We start from the raw sequence: 15,645 nt of genomic DNA, 5'->3' as shown, positions 1-15,645 counted from the left end.
TGTTAATTCTAAATTTATTGCAATTAAGCTTCAATTATGACTCGAATTAGAAGCATATAAATAGATATTCTGCCAATATTCATTGAGTTATTGAGGTGAATCAAGCAGGTTTATATTTTAATTTAAATGCTGTAAAATTTGGATAATCTAGAATTAACTAGATGCCATAAATATTTTTCTGTAAATCGAGTAATAATATCGCTATCAACCTGCACTTTCAATGATGAATATTGAAAAGACAGGGATACTTTTATAATTTATCTTTATTTGCCAAGTGCGTTTGAATTCGCTGACTCTAGACTATTAGCTCGCTCTTGTTGTAGACACTAGTGACTTTATGTGTCACCCTTGTCCTGTGGTTGCTGCTGCGCATAGCGAACGAGTAGGCATGAGACTATAGCCTAAGCTAAAAGGTATAAAAAATTAAATGATAGAGTAATAAATATTGATTCTTCCTTTATCATTTATAGACAAGTTAGTAAATCAGTAAAGCACACCTGCAATATTTATTTACAACGTGTCCTATTTAAAGGGTATCTCAGTTTATCCAAAATTTAGGTTACTTTCCATCTGGAAGGTAAAATCAGGATTTGAAGTTATGATTACACGATTTATCTGTTTCAGTATGAACAAAAAATGGGCGGTCAAGCGAATCACTATAAACCTGGCATCAAATGAAGCCAAAAACCTTGAAAAATATTGTGAACAGACAGGCAGGCCAGCAACAGATGTAATTAGAGAACTCATTCGAGCCTTGCCACTGACGAAATAAAAGTAGATTTGCGAACAATTTTACCTTGGTTGATTTTCAAGATATAAGCATTAGAATTTGGTTTAATTGGAGGTCTGAAATTAAGAGGTAGTAATTTTTTGATATGATTGAGAGGATATAAAAATTTAGTTTCAGGCGTGCTGCGCCCATTTACGACGAGCGCAGCGCGCCGAAAAGAAGATGCATGATCGCTATTATTGAGTTTCACAATGAAGAGTGAGAGAATATTTTTTGGTTCGATGACTATCCTTATTCTGTCGTCACCTTCGTTAGAAAATAATCTCTAACCCATATTGTTTAAAATTTTTACAACAAACAACAGCATTGAGGTAACAAATATACAGCCGTGAGGAGCTAATCTATGATTACTGCTCCTGCAACTACTCATGTCAGAGTAAAATGAAAAACCTTTGTCCAAATCTGCAACACCTTCTACTTCAGCGATGACTTTTCTGGACTGGGGCTTTTCAGGCTTGGTGTCAACGTTCAGCAGTTCAAGGCAAAGCTTGAATGAGTTCTCGAATCACGTCTAATGGTAGTCTGCCTGTCTGTTCACAATACTTTTCAAGGTTTTGGGCTTCATCTGATGTCAAGGTGATAGTGATTCGCTTAAGCGCTCTTTTTTTACTAGAGGTTGTCAAACGGGGAAATTTAAGTACAGCAGTTTTATTCATTGATTGATAAGCTAGATATATACAAACTTTCCTTAACAAGATTGCCAATTTCAAGCTGTCTTTACCAGTGAAAATCGAGATTTTGAGATTGAACTTAAGCTTTACGCCCCGAAAATATTACGGAAAAATACGAGGTATTAAATAACTATTACCATACGTAATAAATCTGCTATCACCAAATGTAAGAAGCTTTCGGCTGAAGAGATGATGTCAGCAATGCCCTACAGACCAGATAGTCTGTTGAGCAAGCGGTGTTGAATTAACGAGATGAGTAGATGCCAAAGGTGGTTTTTATCAGTGAATATTTTGCTAATATACCTGTTTTAAATCCTCTGCAAAATGAAATTATTCGATTGTTATGGCTATTACCCCATATCTATAGCAACCTAGTAGATAATTCCTTTTAGTAAAAAGTGATTAAACGAATAGTGGGTTAATACATGACTTTACAGAATTGGAGACGTAAGCGTGGCGTTGCACTTACTACCAAGGGATTACAAAAAATTAAGGAAGCAAAGCATCAGTCAGAAGCAAAGGAAAATTTTGGAAATAGATACACTCTTGAAGAAATGAGTGTACGTTCTGGTTTATATTCCGCTACCATCTCGAAAGTATTGAATCGGGAAGGAGGAGTTGATAAACAGACTATTGAGAAGCTTTTTTCAGTTTTTAACTTAAAAATAGATAAAAGTGACTATTCAAGCTCAAATACTCGTCTAGATTGGGGAGAGGCTATCTTTAACTCCGCTTTTTATGGACGTATAGAAGAACTGATTACACTAGAGCAATGGATTCTCAATGAGCACTGCCAATTGGTTGCACTATTGGGAATAGGAGGTATTGGAAAAACAGCACTGTCTGTAAAGTTTGCTCAAAAAATTCAGGACAACTTTGAGTATGTGATCTGGCGATCGCTACGAGAAGCACCGCCTGTTAAAATTATTCTAGGTAACTTAATCCAATTTATATCTGACGAACAAGAAACAGAAAGTAACTTACCAGAAAGTTTTAGCGATCGCGTATCGCGACTACTCTATTATTTACAAAATAATCGCTGTTTAGTGATCCTTGATAATGCAGAATCAATTCTGCGTAGTGGTAGCCGCGCCGGACTTTATCGAGAAGGATATGAGGAATATGGTGAGCTTTTAAGACGGGTGGGAGAAGCAACTCACCAAAGCTGCTTAGTGTTGACTAGTCGTGAAAAACCCAGAGAAATAGCATTTTTGGAAGGACAAGCACTACCTGTTCGCTCCTTGCCACTGAGTGGATTGAAGGTGGCGGAAGGGCAAGAAATTTTAAAACTCAAAGGACTATCGGCGGCAGAAGATGAATGGAAACTAATGATTGAACGTTACGCAGGAAATCCACTAGCATTAAAGATAGTTGCCACGACCATTCAAGATGTTTTTGATGGTAATATAACTGAGTTTTTGCAACAAGACACTGCTGTTTTTGGAGACATTCGCGATATCTTAGAGCAGCAGTTTGAGCGCTTGTCAGATTTAGAAAAGGAAATAATGTATTGGTTAGCGATTAATCGTGAGCCAATGGCGCTTCCAGAATTGCGAAATGATATTATATCACTAGTACCACAAGCAAAATTACTAGAAGCTCTGGAATCTTTAGGAAGGCGATCTCTAATCGAGAAGGCTTCTCTACGAGAGACTGTGCGAACGCTAATGCCAACGCCTACGCTAATTGAAAAAAGTGAAGCACTATTCACACTTCAGCCTGTGGTCATGGAGTATATGACTAGTAGATTGATAGAACAGGTCTGTGAAGAGATTGTCACTCAGAATATTGAGTCGTTTAGGCGCCATACTTTGATAAAGGCTATCGGTAAAGACTATGTTAAAGATATTCAGATTCGCCTTATCCTTAAACCAGTTATAGATGGGTTACTTAACCACTTAAGAAGTAAAAAAAATATTGAAAGTCAGTTAACTCAAATTCTTGCAAGACTGCGAGAAGAATCTCCGCTAGAACCAGGGTATACGGCTGGCAATATTTTCAATCTGCTTTGTCATCTAGAGACGGATCTAAGTGACTATGATTTTTCTTATCTGACTGTTTGGCAAGCAGACCTACGTAACATAAATTTGCACAATGTAAATTTTGCTCATGCCAATCTAAGTAAATGTGTTTTTGCTGAAACACTAGGGGGGATTCACTCAGTAGCATTCAGCCCTAATGGAAAACTCTTGGCTACGGGGGATACTAATAATGAGATTCGTCTGTACCAAGTTGTGGATGGAAAACAACTGTTCACCTGCAAAGGGCACACAGGTTTTATCTGGCCGGTTACCTTTAGTCCCGATGGCCGTATTCTCGCTAGTGGCAGTGACGATCAAACAGTGAAGTTGTGGGATACTAGCAGTGGGCAATGCCTAGCCACTTTAGAGGGTCATAGCGGTGGAATCTGGTCTGTTTCTTTTAGATCAGATGGTAATATACTAGCAAGTAGCAGTGAGGACACAACGGTGAGGTTGTGGGATATCCGTACCGGTCAATGCCTTAAGGCTCTATCAGGACATGGTAGTCGGGTATGGGCAGTCACCTTTAGTCCTGATGATACAATACTTGCGACTGGAAGTGACGACCACACAGTAAAGTTATGGGATGTCATCACTGGTCAATGCCTCAAGACTCTACTGGGGCACACCCATAGAGTACAGTCACTTGCCTTCAGTTCAGACGGTCAAATATTGGCTAGTGGTTGTCATGACCATACAATAAAGCTATGGGATGTCGCTACAAGACAATGCCTTCATACCTTGCAGGGTCATACTGACTTGGTAAATTCAGTTACCTTCAATTCAGACAGTACGATGTTGGCAAGTGGCAGTGATGATCAAACAGTAAAGCTATGGGATGTCACTACCAGCCAATGCCTCAAAACTTTCAAGGGGCATGGCACTCGGGTATGGTCAGTTGCCTTTAGTCCCGATGGTACGATGCTGGTAAGTGGCAGTGATGACCAAACGGTAAGGCTGTGGCATGTTAGTACAGGTCAATGCCTTAAGATTTTGCAGGGTTACTGTAATGGAATATGGTCAGTTACCTTTAATCCTCAAGGCACGATGCTTGCCAGTGGTAGTAATGACCAAATGATAAGGTTATGGGATACCAGTACAGGTAAATGTCTTAAAACCTTGCAGGGGCATAGTAATCGGGTTACATCAGTTTCCTTTAACCCATACGATAGCATCCTTGCAAGTGGCAGCGAAGATCAAACAGTGAAACTATGGGATATTAGCATCAGTCAGTGTCTCAAAACGTTGCACGGACATAGTAATCGGATCTTATCAGTTGCCTTTAGTCACGATGGTACAATGGTAGCAAGTGGCAGTGACGATCAAACAGTGAAGTTGTGGGATGTCAGCACTGGTCAATGTTTAAAGACTTTACAAGGACACACCCAGCGGGTATGGTCTGTCGCTTTTAGTCTAGACGATCATACGCTAGCTAGTGGTTGCCATGACCAAACAGTAAGGCTTTGGGATGTCAGCAATGGTAAATGCCTCCGGATTCTGCAAGGTCATACTGACTGGATCTGGTCAGTTGCCTTTAGTCCTGATGGTACGACATTGGTAAGTAGCAGCGGTGACCAAACAGTGAAACTATGGAATGTCAGCACCGGACTGTGTCTTAAAACTTTGCATGGGCATACCAATTCCGTATATTCTACTGCCTTTAGTATGGATGGTTGCATATTAGCAAGTGGTAGCGGAGACCAAACGGTGAAGCTGTGGGATGCAAGCACAAGTAACTGCGAGAAAACTTTATCAGCACACACTAAGCTAATCTGGTCAGTTGCTTTTAGTTCTAAAGGTAATATTTTAGCTAGTGGCAGTGAAGATGGGACGATAAAGCTTTGGGATATCTTGAAAGGTGAATGCCTGAAAACTCTTTTCAGCTCTAGACCTTATGAGGGTACTAATATCACGGGCATTACAGGTGTAACTTTGGCAACTATTGCCACTCTAAAAGCTTTAGGAGCAGTTAAATATAAGGAGTAGTAGTACAGTTATTAACCCTGCACTTACATTCCGTGCTTGTCTTTGGCAAAAGCGATATTCGGAAAGCAAGTAAAATCTATCAGAACTTATGAACCTTGCCTTCATCTGCCTTACTTTACTGTGCAGTATATCCTCCATCCATCATCATGTTGTGCCCCGTGATGAAGGAAGCCGCTTCCGAACACAACCACACTACAGTTTCTGCCACTTCCTCCGGCTTTCCAATGCGTCCTATAGGATGCATTGCCTTAAGTTGAGCAAGTGCATCTCTAGACAAGCCACTCAGCATATCAGTCTCGATGACACCGGGACTCACGACATTGATCCGGATGCCTTCCTTAGCATAGTCCATTGCCAACGCACGGGTTAAAGCGATGACGCCACCTTTGGTAGCACTATAGTTTGCAATGCCCGCAATACCTACAACACCAGCAATAGAAGCCACATTTACGATCGCTCCGCTGTTCTGTTTAAGCATCGCCCTGACTTCGTACTTGAGGCAGAGCCACGTTCCTTTAAGATTTACGTTAACCAGACCATCCCAGTCTTCTTCTGACATATCATCGGTGATTAAGCCGGGATTGCCCCCAATGCCAGCATTATTGCAAGCACAGTCTAAACGACCATAAGTCTTTACAGTTTTATTGACCAATGCCTCCACTTCAGCAGCATTTGAAACGTCGGTCTTGACAAAAATAGCTTCACCTCCTGTCTCTTTTATCAGGCGCACGGTCTCCTCACTTTCGGCGAGCCGACGACTAGCAACCACGACTTTTGCTCCAGCCCTTGCAAATGCGATCGCACTCGCTCTACCAATACCTGATGAAGCCCCTGTAACCAGCGCAACTTTTCCATCGAATTGACCTGTCATAGATGTGTTCCTTCCATTTTGATGGCTTTGTTTTGCACTAACTGATAGCTATATTTGCGTTTCCGTAGCGATACTGCACCTACACAAAAAGCTAAGATTCCTAACACAGCAGAAGATTCAGGGGCAGGCACTGGCTCAAGCGCTGAAAATGCTAATTTTCCGATTAGCTTATGAGTGGCAGTCGTTGGATGGACTTCATCCCAGAACAAAAACTTGTCTGGGATACATATAACTGGCTGTGTGGTAACTTTAATAGGCACTACTGGTGAATCTCCGATGCACGAGTCAGTTCCATTCGTGAGACTGAATTCCTCCGGCTCTGCGACGATCCGATTAAAAAGAGAATTAACATCAAGAGGAATAATGTTGATATTAGGGTTTAGTTCCTGACTCAAAAGGTTGAGGTTTGTGGTCAAGCTGGAATTATGTTTACTGGTAAAAGTGCTAAGTAAGCTAGAAACTTGACTATTGCCGCCTGTAACTGGAAACTTTCCTAAATCTGGCAGATTCAAGACCATGATATCTCTAGCTCCAACAGCAGCAAGCGATTTTACCGCCGTTGATAGATTTGTAACACTCTGGGTAGGGTTGGGAGTGCCTTGGAAAAAGTAATCTAAATAATCATTAATACCCGCCTCAAAGATATAGAGGGAGTTTGGATCGGCAGACGGATTTGCTGTTGTAAAGCTGTTGATTTGTTGTTGTAATCCTGGTATAGTGCTGAGTCCTATATTCTTGAATCCTGTAGTTGCACCACCGAAGGCAAAGTTGGTGTTCGGATTGAAAGTTAACCCTAGATCAGAGGCGAGATATTCCACCCAAACCGGACCATTGGAAAAACGTTCATTAAAGTAAGGTGGATTTGGGGGAACGATTCCATTAGTTGCATTAAATACATTACCCGTATCGGAAAAGCTATCTCCAAAAACATAAATCTCGTCATAATTCTTTGCCGAGACTTTGAGCGGAAACATGACATACAACAGGAAAAGTCCTGTTGCTATCATCTCCCTTTGCTTTGTCAATTTTGAAATATACATACCATTTCAATACATATAGTTAACAAGAAATAAGGCTTTGGTCTTCGGTACATTTGCTATCGAGTTGGTTTAACTGAGAGGGTTAGGACCTAGCGCCACGTTACCCCAGCGCATCACACTTGCAGAAGCGGTACCTGCTGCACCTAAGCCATAGATAAGAACTAGGTCATTTTGATGAATCTTACCCAACTGTGCAGCAAAATACAGATTGGCTACCGTGATTACTGGCCCAATGTTTGCATACTGGGGGTAGAGGTTGATTACGCGCTCTGGGTCAATACCAAGTACGCGCGTGCAAAAGCTTGCCCCCCAAGCAGTGGATGTATTGAAAACAAAAAAGTCAACTTGCTCGATGGTGACACCAGCTGCGGCAATAGCGCCATCACAGCACGTACGCAGTTGTCTTACAGCCGTTTCGCGAATCGCCTTATTTGCGCTCTTGCCCATCCGCATATGCACTTGTGGACTACCCTGCCCGTCCTGTGTTACTTCTGCAAAAAATATGTCGCACAAATCACCAGTATGAATGGTTTTTGTACCGAGGATACCCTGGTTCGGTGCAAGTGAACCGACCACAAAAGCACCGACACCGTCACTCATAAACCATGAGAGGGTATCGTCTTCATCGAAAAAGCGAGAGTATGAACATGAGATAACCACCAGCACATTACGATATTCTCTCGATCGTACTAAAGCACAAGCAGTTTGAAGTGCAACCGGGGTAACCCCGCACGCGGCATCAAGATTCCAAGCAGCACCCTGTAAACCCATTTGACGAGCCAGGTAAGCAGCATCGCCAAATCCAATTTGTTCAGGCCAAATGGAGGCGACGAGCATCAGATCTACTTCTTCGGGAGCAAGCTTTGCTGCATTGAGGGCATCACTAGCTGCGCGCTCTTGCAGCATCAGAGACGATTCATCTGAACTAAGCACCCATCGATCGATAGTACCGCGAAAAGGGTCTTTAAGATAAGGCAACATCTCTGAGTCAAACTCGTTACTGGGTATAGAGCCAGCAAGCGAAAACAACCTTGCCAAACTTTTTTGCTCCGCCTCAGCAATCAACTCTGGGTATTTTTCTCTATAGTAATCGTTTGTACGCTTAATGCTCGGCAAGCTAAATGCCAGCGATCGAATACCTACTGAGTGATTCACTATAATGTATCTCCTGTCAATCATCTGTAGCGCTCTGCGAAATCAAACTGGAAATACGATCTCCAATTGGTGCAAGCCTGGTTGGGTCAATTACTACGTCAACAACAAACGGTTTGCTCGAAGCCATCGCTTTTTCCAGGACTGTCTGGACATCAGCTTCCTTCTCAACCCGGATACCATCAGCTCCCATACCGCAGGCAATCTTAACAAAATCCACCTGCGGAATTTCTACATCCAAATCCTTGTACCCCTGCAATGTTGAACCCTGACCACACATGTTGTAACGCCCATCATTAAGGACAATCCAAACGGCGGGAATTTGGTATCTTACCGCAGTGTTTACCTCATTGAGCATAAGCATAGAACCATCTCCGACGATGGCGACAGCTTTATCCTTGCATGTTAAGGCAAGACCTAAGATACCAGTGACAGTATGACCCATAGACGAGAACCCAGTACTGACACGGAAACGCCCCGGTTTTGCAAATAGCAGCAGGTGAATTGCCCAAGCAAATGAGTTTCCCCCCTCAGCCATCACTACTGCATCACTTTTCTCAACGATTACCTGTTGAATCAAATTAATTAGTACATCAGGTCGTACCAACCCAACTTTGCGTAGCTTGGTAATATTATGTGTAGGTCTTGGCAGCGCAATAGCCATTGACACATCAGGACACTTTGGAATGTATTTTAGCAGTGCCTTAACAAAGGCTCCTATATCAGACGGGATTACGAACGTTTCGGCAGATGGATATGCAACTCCTGATACGTCTGGGTCGATGTCAACATGCAAAAATCCTCGTTTAGGGACCATAGCAGGGTTCCAGAACGAGGTAAATTCACCCAGACGCGTGCCGAGTATTAAAGTTCGCAAAGGACGATACTCCTGCATGTACCTCAAAACTGATGTATGTCCAGCAAAGCCCGTAACCCCTACAAATTGAGGATGATCTTCGGGAAAGATGCCCTTAGCGCGAGGTGAACACATTACGGCAGCCCCTGTCCTCTCGGCAAGCTGGCGAATCTCTTTTGCAGCACCCCGTGCTCCAAAGCCCACCCAGATGGCAAACAGTCCCTCAGACAGCAACCGGACACATTCTGCGATTGTTTCTTCACTCGCGGTTACCAGACCATGAGATAGAGTTACTCGTGGCAAAACTGTATTTACTGAACTTGTCTGGATATTTGTAGGAATACTTATATGAGCTACGAATCCTCCAAGTCGTGCTAGACCGAGAGCAATCCTTCGAGCAACCTCTGGGAGTTCATCACTGCGTTCAAGGGTTGTAGCATAATGAAATATTGACCCCGAAGTAAAAATACCTGTGCTGGGCATAGTGTAGGTGCTAGTTTCTTGGCAAGCCCACCGGCCGCGCTGTGGTGCTGAGGTTGAAGCTGACACGAGGAGGACCTTAGCACCCTCCCAACGAGCAGCTAATAGCCCCGTCAAAGCGTTGGTGATCCCTGGACCAGTTGTAGTGAATACTACAACCGGGCGATCGCTAGCAAAATACGCCTCAATGGCTGCAAAAGCGGCTCCTGCTTCGTGGCGAAAGTGTAACACCTGAATAGAACTTTGATGTAATGCAGCCCATACTGGGGCGATCGCACCTCCCGATACACCAAAGGCATACTGCACTCCCATCTCTTCCAGGATTTTTACTACTGCTTCCGCTACCGACAAAGTTTCGGATGCATTGCTATGAGATGACTGTTTACTTGAGTTTAATTCTTTAGTGGTATTCGCTTGTGTATCCTGAAATTTAACATCCATACAAACTATACTTAGGAATAATTTCCTTTCTGGAATAACTATTATCCCATATCCCACACCTAAACTTAGTAACATTGTATTATCAATGTAATATATTTTTTTTTGGATAACGGCTATACAACTTCGGTTAGCACTGCTCTCTAACGCAGGTATAACGGTAAAACTACCTTGGCGGTTCACTTTGCCAATCTTTGAGCAACCTATAAGTTCCGCGTTGCCGTGATATAGAAAAATGTTCAGAGACTTCAAGAACAGTGGATGTCGCAATGCCTGCGCCAACGCAGACGGGTTCACCCGTCTTTTGGTTTGTGAAAACTGAACGCTATTAATCAAGCTCTGGAGTATAAAAAGGTGATTGAATTAAATCAGTATAAGGCTTTAACTTTCGATTGTTACGGAACCCTAATTGATTGGGAGAATGGCATCTTACGAGTGTTAAAGCCACTTCTGCTGGCACACAAAACTAATTTGGATGATGAGCAAATTCTCAATATTTTTGCTGAATTTGAAGCAGAAATGGAAAAAGGAGAATATATCAAATATCGAGAAGTTTTGAAAAGAGTAGTTCAGAAATTTGGTGAACGATTTGGTTTTGAGCCAACTGCTGACGAACTAAACTCACTTGCCGATTCGATTCAGGATTGGCTGCCTTTCCCCGATACAGTTGAGGCACTGAGAACTTTAAAGCAAAAGTTTAAGCTGGTAATTATCTCAAATGTAGATGACGATCTTTTTGCTTTCTCGGCAAAGCACTTGGAGGTGGAATTTGACCAGATAATCACAGCAGAACAGGCCAAAAGCTACAAACCCTCCTTCAACAACTTCAGACTGGCTATTGAGAGAATTGATTTGCCGCTAGAGCAGATATTACACGTTGCTGCTAGTGTATATCATGATATCGTGACAGCCAAATCTTTGGGATTATCAACAGTCTGGGTAAATCGTCGAGCACAGGAAGGGGTTAGTGCAAACTTACCACCAGTCAGTCAACCTGATTTAGAAGTGCCTGATTTGAAGACTATCGCTGCTTTAAGTTCACACTAATTTGCTGATTTTAATTTAACCACAAGAGGAACAAAAAGTAGATCGCATTATTGACCAAAAATTGCAGAAAATTGTAGAGAGATAGAGAGATGCCAAAGAAAGAATTTGTTGTTAAAAAACTAAACAGGGATTGCAACATAGATTGATTCTGTTTTACTCTAGAAAAACTACTATGCCAGTTTAATGTTCTTAAACTTTGAGAACCACAGCATATAACTGGCTTTCCAGATCAGCGCCCTGCCGATAACCTTGTTCAATAAAACACTTTGATAGCCTAAAACGATGAAAGCATCTGCTAATTTTGACTTTGAAGACGAGAAATTCAATGCACCGCCTTCTCAAGTCCTTCCCTGGTGTCAGATGATTAATCCTCGGTATGGCACAGATGGTATACAATCTCACGGTTTGGCGATTAAGCTGGATAATGCCAATGCTGTCGGCTTTGTGCCAGATGATAATTGGCAGCAAGTTGAGCATGAATTTAGCTCTGGAGTAGAAACAGTCTTTATTAGTGCTACTCCACGCTTGGTTATAGTGCGTCGGGGGCCATTGTCTGTTAAAGACCGAGAAAGTGGTCTAAAGCTGGGTACGCTCAAAGACAATTATGATGCTTTTTTAGCCGACAAACTTAAATTTAAAACCTTTACTCGCTATCTAATTTTTATAGTGGGTGAGAATAAAAAGTTTTTACATGAATCACCACTACAACTAACTCTTAATGGTGCAGCCGGAGCGAGTTTCAGCAAAACCTACTGCGAATATCAACAAGGCAGAGTAGTAAGTGGATTCGTTGCTGAACTAGAAAAAGCTTATGCTATCTACCGCAAGCAACCTTTGACACCTAAAGGGCCTTTATTCCACGCTCACGGGATTTTTTGTCCCATCATTGAGTGTGAAGAAAGAGGTATTGAACCAAATACAGTTTTGGTAGCTTCAACTGTAGACTATAAACGTCCCACCGTAGGGACTTTAACACAATATTTAATTGCTTCCGATGCTCTTGAGTCTGCAATGATTTGTAAGACTTTTGAAGAATACAAAGATTTTGGCAAGGAACCTATAAAATCAGAAACCCCTAAATTGGCAATGGCAGGAGTTTCCAACTCTTACGTTTATGCTGATGAAGATGATTTTGCTTATCCGCCGTATTAAGGAGAGTGAGGAGTTAGGAGTGATGAATAATCAGTTTTGAATTAATAACTCCTAACTTCTAACTTCTAACTTTATTCTTTGAGCAGCAAATAATATAGTGAACCGTTACCACCTGTGACACCAGCGCGATCGCCTGCTAGTTTGCCAGACCCCATAAAATAATCCACCCGGCCCGGCCCTTTGATGGCGCTTCCTGTATCCTGGTCAAGCACAAAGCGGCTGACAGTACGCCTCTCTAGTTTGCCACCACTGACAGGATAGGGAAATGAGTTGTAAATCAGGGCTAACGCTCCCGGTGGCATGAGAGACTTATCTGTAGCAATGGAACGTTCTGCTGTTACTGGCACATGAATACTACCAGTAGCACCTCTACCGCTTGTTTCTTGGAAGAAAATAAATCGTTCCCAACGGGGCAGATAATTGTTCAACTCTTGGGGCTTTTGTCGGAAATAACTAATCAGACGTGGCATTGTCAATCCATTTAGTGGAAGTTTGCCATCTTTCGCTAGTTCTTTGCCGATACTAGTCCAGGGATAATCAGTTCCACCTGCATAGCCAATTGATGTTGTCTTGCCATTAGTTAATTTAATTTGGGCAGAACCTTGGATATGTACCATGTATGCGTCTAGGCGATCGCGAAACCAAAGCAGTTCTAAACCGCGTAACTTGCTCTTATTCCCTTTTAAACCATCTTTCCCTTCCAAATCAATTCGTTTTGGGTGAGGTTTAGGCCATTGGCTGAAATCAGGTGGTAGCCGATAAAGAGGATACTTATAGATTGCAGTCTTGACACGGCTAGCAGTGTAAACAGGTTCATAGTAAGCAGTGAACTTAACAGTACCCTTGCCATCGTTGCCCACAGATTGGTAGAAGACAAACTCACGACTGACAGCAGCTTGTAGTTGCGCTGCTGACTTAGAACTGACAACCAATTGGCGGAAACGCAGCAAACTCCGGCGGACGCGATCGAGGGTAATTTCCCGAACTGGATAATTTTGATATGCTGCGATCGCGTCACCCTTTGTTAGGTAAAGCAGACTGTTATCAATGGAAGCCAACAGCGCTTTGCGATCGCCTATTTTACCTCTTTGACCCCAAATTTGCTCATCCCAACCCAAGCAAGTCGGCCGGACTGTACAATCGCTTCCGATAGTGATTGGTTTTAGCGGCGGCGCGATCACAGGAGCGATCGGTATTGGTATAGGTGGAAGATCGGGAGTAGTCGGTAGTGGCAACGGCAGTAAGTTAGGAACCTGAGCAACAGCCGACCAGAGAGGGTTTACGAGGGCAATTCCTAGACTCAAGGAAAGCAAAGCAAGGGTTTTTCTCATCATTTAGTTGAATCTTTCAACACTGGAACTAAAAATGGGTTCTACCCGGATTGCCACAATCCGAGAAGGGCGTACTACCATATATTCCCCTTGAATATTTTTGATCGGCACGCTAATAAAGTCATTAGAAGCAGATTTTGGCACAAGTTCGCCGCTATACCATTTCTGAAACTCTTGAATAGTAGGAAAACGTACTTCTTCTCGGTGGCCGCTTTCCAGTAGGATGTATACGGCATATTCATTTGCAGTTCTAGCCATAAAGTTGAATCATTTAAAAAACATTCAACCCATTGTTAACCACGTAACCCCCGAATGAAAAGGGTAAGCATACGGGAGGTTGGGAGCAGGGGAGCAGGAAAGTAGAGGAGAAGTTGCAGTAAGTTTTCCCCTCTGCCCCTCTGCCTCCCCTGCAATGCCCAATGAATCTTCACTCTAGACGCCTAATCCTTTAAGCAGTTCCTTAAAAAAGTGTAAGTTTACCTTAGCTCTTGCATAACTCTCTAATCAACGTCTGATAAGTCATTGGCATTATTGAAAAATAGTTATTCAGGAGACAAAAATTATGAAACTTTACTATCGTGGTCTGAGCTACGAATATAACCCAAACAAAGTTGGTAGTAAAAAAACAGAACAGCCGTTTCAACCAGTTCCTCAAATTGGGCCAGCTTATAATTTGATGTACCGTGGCGTTAACTATCGTGTCAATCCAAATTCCAAATCGGCGGAAGTTCCTCTACCACCAGTAACCTATAAACTGAGCTTTCGGGGAATCACCTATTTTGTAAATAAAAATCAATTAGGAGAAGTTAGCGTCGTCTCTCAACCAACAACTACTTCAAAAGCTGAGGCACTGGCAATTTCTGAGGAATTATTAAAGCTTCAACAATAATAGACCTGCAAGCCGATCTGGAGTCTAGTTAGTTATAAACTTATAAGGGATATCTGCCAATTTAATTGTCTCTGATGATAGCGTCGGTATCGAAACTACTTACCTCACCCCACAAACAGTTCTCGAAGGTAACTTGGGTTATTCGAGTCCCGTGAAAGAAAGCGTTCCTAAAGTCACACTCTTCGATGATCAGTCGGTAAAAACTTCCATTGGAGAGGTCGGCATTACTGAAGTTACTTTTGGTAAAGGCAGTTTCAATTCCGACACCGCCCATCGAGGCATAGGTGAAATTAACTTTGGTAGCGTCACAATACATGAGAGCGGCATTAATCAAGTTAGCAGCAGTAAAGTTGGCATAGTCAAGCACCGCGTACTCTATCCTAGCTCGCTCCAAATTGGCTTTTCTCAGATAAGCTCTGTTGAAGAAGCCATGCGTAAAATTAGTGCAGACCGCTTGAATGGAAGCCATTACAGCATCGACAAATTTGCACATTCTAAGATCGGCACAAGTCAAGTCGGCATGGCTGAGGATCGCTTCAGTCAAATCCAACTGAATGAGCTTGCTAAATCCCAGATTAGCTCTGCTCAAGTTGGCTCTTTGCCAATTAGATTCATGAGCTTCCAACCCTCTCAAATCGGCTCCAGTCAGATTGGCTCCAGTCAGGGTAACATCGTGCATCCCAGCTTTGAGCAAGATTGCCGCACTCAAATTGGCATTGGTCAAGTTAACCGAGCCAAGCACAACTTGAGTGAGATCGGCTCCACTGAGATCGATACCAGTCAGATCAATACTAGTGCCATTGATAGGGATACTATTGAAATCAACCCCACTCAAGTCAATCCCACTAAAGTTTCTTTCCCCAGCAGCATATCGCTTCAGCAATTCTTCACCAGTCATGCCAATACCTTTTAATTTTGCGG

The 15,645-nt window shown here is 42.6% G+C and carries 13 protein-coding genes; 5 read left to right on the top strand and 8 right to left on the bottom strand.

Going from position 1 to position 15,645, the window contains the following annotated elements; genetic code table 11:
* The first annotated feature begins 625 nt into the window (after window positions 1-625).
* Complete coding sequence (locus tag HWQ42_RS18895) at window positions 626-772, top strand: ribbon-helix-helix protein, CopG family (RefSeq protein ID WP_094348756.1); 147 nt, start codon at window positions 626-628, stop codon at window positions 770-772.
* Window positions 773-1,266: 494 nt separating this feature from the next.
* On the opposite strand, the gene HWQ42_RS18890 is transcribed toward HWQ42_RS18895, so the two are convergent.
* Window positions 1,267-1,446 (bottom strand): CopG family transcriptional regulator, encoded by a 180-nt coding sequence (locus HWQ42_RS18890; protein ID WP_292814885.1) that lies wholly within the window; start codon window positions 1,444-1,446, stop codon window positions 1,267-1,269.
* A gap of 440 nt (window positions 1,447-1,886) precedes the next feature.
* Here HWQ42_RS18890 and HWQ42_RS18885 point away from each other — a divergent pair, with 440 nt between their 5' ends.
* Window positions 1,887-5,468: an NB-ARC domain-containing protein gene (locus HWQ42_RS18885; RefSeq protein ID WP_292814883.1), complete on the top strand. Its 3,582-nt coding sequence runs from the start codon at window positions 1,887-1,889 to the stop codon at window positions 5,466-5,468.
* Between the two features lie 115 nt (window positions 5,469-5,583).
* Here HWQ42_RS18885 and HWQ42_RS18880 read toward each other — a convergent pair whose 3' ends face one another.
* The 4 genes from HWQ42_RS18880 to HWQ42_RS18865 all read right to left on the bottom strand — a co-directional run bounded on the left by HWQ42_RS18880 (window position 5,584) and on the right by HWQ42_RS18865 (window position 10,308).
* A complete protein-coding gene (locus HWQ42_RS18880) occupies window positions 5,584-6,339 on the bottom strand; it encodes an SDR family oxidoreductase (RefSeq protein WP_292814881.1) in 756 nt (251 codons plus the stop codon).
* Window positions 6,336-7,379 carry an SGNH/GDSL hydrolase family protein gene (locus HWQ42_RS18875; protein WP_292814878.1) on the bottom strand — a complete coding sequence of 348 codons (1,044 nt, stop codon included), beginning with the start codon at window positions 7,377-7,379 and terminating at the stop codon, window positions 6,336-6,338. Before HWQ42_RS18875 ends, HWQ42_RS18880 begins: the two co-directional genes overlap by 4 nt.
* A 69-nt stretch (window positions 7,380-7,448) precedes the next feature.
* Window positions 7,449-8,537, bottom strand: a complete 1,089-nt coding sequence (locus tag HWQ42_RS18870; RefSeq protein WP_292814995.1) for a 3-oxoacyl-[acyl-carrier-protein] synthase III C-terminal domain-containing protein — start codon at window positions 8,535-8,537, stop codon at window positions 7,449-7,451.
* Window positions 8,538-8,550: 13 nt separating this feature from the next.
* Window positions 8,551-10,308, bottom strand: coding sequence for a ScyA-related TPP-binding enzyme (locus tag HWQ42_RS18865; RefSeq protein WP_292814876.1), 1,758 nt, complete (start codon window positions 10,306-10,308; stop codon window positions 8,551-8,553).
* A gap of 351 nt (window positions 10,309-10,659) precedes the next feature.
* On the opposite strand from HWQ42_RS18865, the gene HWQ42_RS18860 reads away from it, so the two are divergent.
* Window positions 10,660-11,352 (top strand): haloacid dehalogenase type II, encoded by a 693-nt coding sequence (locus tag HWQ42_RS18860; RefSeq protein WP_292814873.1) that lies wholly within the window; start codon window positions 10,660-10,662, stop codon window positions 11,350-11,352.
* A gap of 282 nt (window positions 11,353-11,634) precedes the next feature.
* Window positions 11,635-12,504 (top strand): DUF5895 domain-containing protein, encoded by an 870-nt coding sequence (locus HWQ42_RS18855; protein ID WP_292814869.1) that lies wholly within the window; start codon window positions 11,635-11,637, stop codon window positions 12,502-12,504.
* 71 nt (window positions 12,505-12,575) lie between these two features.
* Here HWQ42_RS18855 and HWQ42_RS18850 read toward each other — a convergent pair whose 3' ends face one another.
* Both HWQ42_RS18850 and HWQ42_RS18845 read right to left on the bottom strand, forming a co-directional pair.
* A complete protein-coding gene (locus HWQ42_RS18850; RefSeq protein WP_292814993.1) occupies window positions 12,576-13,835 on the bottom strand; it encodes a murein transglycosylase A in 1,260 nt (419 codons plus the stop codon).
* A gap of 3 nt (window positions 13,836-13,838) precedes the next feature.
* On the bottom strand, window positions 13,839-14,093 hold the full coding sequence (locus tag HWQ42_RS18845) for a hypothetical protein (protein ID WP_094348386.1): 255 nt from the start codon (window positions 14,091-14,093) through the stop codon (window positions 13,839-13,841).
* Between the two features lie 304 nt (window positions 14,094-14,397).
* Here HWQ42_RS18845 and HWQ42_RS18840 point away from each other — a divergent pair, with 304 nt between their 5' ends.
* Window positions 14,398-14,724: a DUF4278 domain-containing protein gene (locus tag HWQ42_RS18840; protein WP_292814867.1), complete on the top strand. Its 327-nt coding sequence runs from the start codon at window positions 14,398-14,400 to the stop codon at window positions 14,722-14,724.
* A gap of 61 nt (window positions 14,725-14,785) precedes the next feature.
* Here HWQ42_RS18840 and HWQ42_RS18835 read toward each other — a convergent pair whose 3' ends face one another.
* Window positions 14,786-15,622, bottom strand: a complete 837-nt coding sequence (locus HWQ42_RS18835) for a pentapeptide repeat-containing protein (protein ID WP_292814864.1) — start codon at window positions 15,620-15,622, stop codon at window positions 14,786-14,788.
* Between the last annotated feature and the right edge of the window lie 23 nt (window positions 15,623-15,645).

It is taken from the genome of Nostoc sp. JL23, from assembly GCF_017115065.1.
GTDB classification, from domain to species: Bacteria; Cyanobacteriota; Cyanobacteriia; order Cyanobacteriales; family Nostocaceae; genus Nostoc; species Nostoc punctiforme_A.
This window is presented reverse-complemented; position numbering and strand designations above follow the sequence as displayed.

Excerpts from the sequence above, each read along its gene's own strand:
- HWQ42_RS18895 (WP_094348756.1), top strand. The coding sequence starts at position 626 with ATGAACAAAAAATGGGCGGTCAAGCGAATCACTATAAACCTGGCATCA.
- HWQ42_RS18855 (WP_292814869.1), top strand. The coding sequence starts at position 11,635 with ATGAAAGCATCTGCTAATTTTGACTTTGAAGACGAGAAATTCAATGCA.
- HWQ42_RS18875 (WP_292814878.1), bottom strand. The coding sequence starts at position 7,379 with ATGTATATTTCAAAATTGACAAAGCAAAGGGAGATGATAGCAACAGGA.
- HWQ42_RS18890 (WP_292814885.1), bottom strand. The coding sequence starts at position 1,446 with ATGAATAAAACTGCTGTACTTAAATTTCCCCGTTTGACAACCTCTAGT.
- HWQ42_RS18880 (WP_292814881.1), bottom strand. The coding sequence starts at position 6,339 with ATGACAGGTCAATTCGATGGAAAAGTTGCGCTGGTTACAGGGGCTTCA.
- HWQ42_RS18840 (WP_292814867.1), top strand. The coding sequence starts at position 14,398 with ATGAAACTTTACTATCGTGGTCTGAGCTACGAATATAACCCAAACAAA.
- HWQ42_RS18865 (WP_292814876.1), bottom strand. The coding sequence starts at position 10,308 with ATGGATGTTAAATTTCAGGATACACAAGCGAATACCACTAAAGAATTA.
- HWQ42_RS18885 (WP_292814883.1), top strand. The coding sequence starts at position 1,887 with ATGACTTTACAGAATTGGAGACGTAAGCGTGGCGTTGCACTTACTACC.
- HWQ42_RS18845 (WP_094348386.1), bottom strand. The coding sequence starts at position 14,093 with ATGGCTAGAACTGCAAATGAATATGCCGTATACATCCTACTGGAAAGC.
- HWQ42_RS18835 (WP_292814864.1), bottom strand. The coding sequence starts at position 15,622 with ATGACTGGTGAAGAATTGCTGAAGCGATATGCTGCTGGGGAAAGAAAC.
- HWQ42_RS18850 (WP_292814993.1), bottom strand. The coding sequence starts at position 13,835 with ATGAGAAAAACCCTTGCTTTGCTTTCCTTGAGTCTAGGAATTGCCCTC.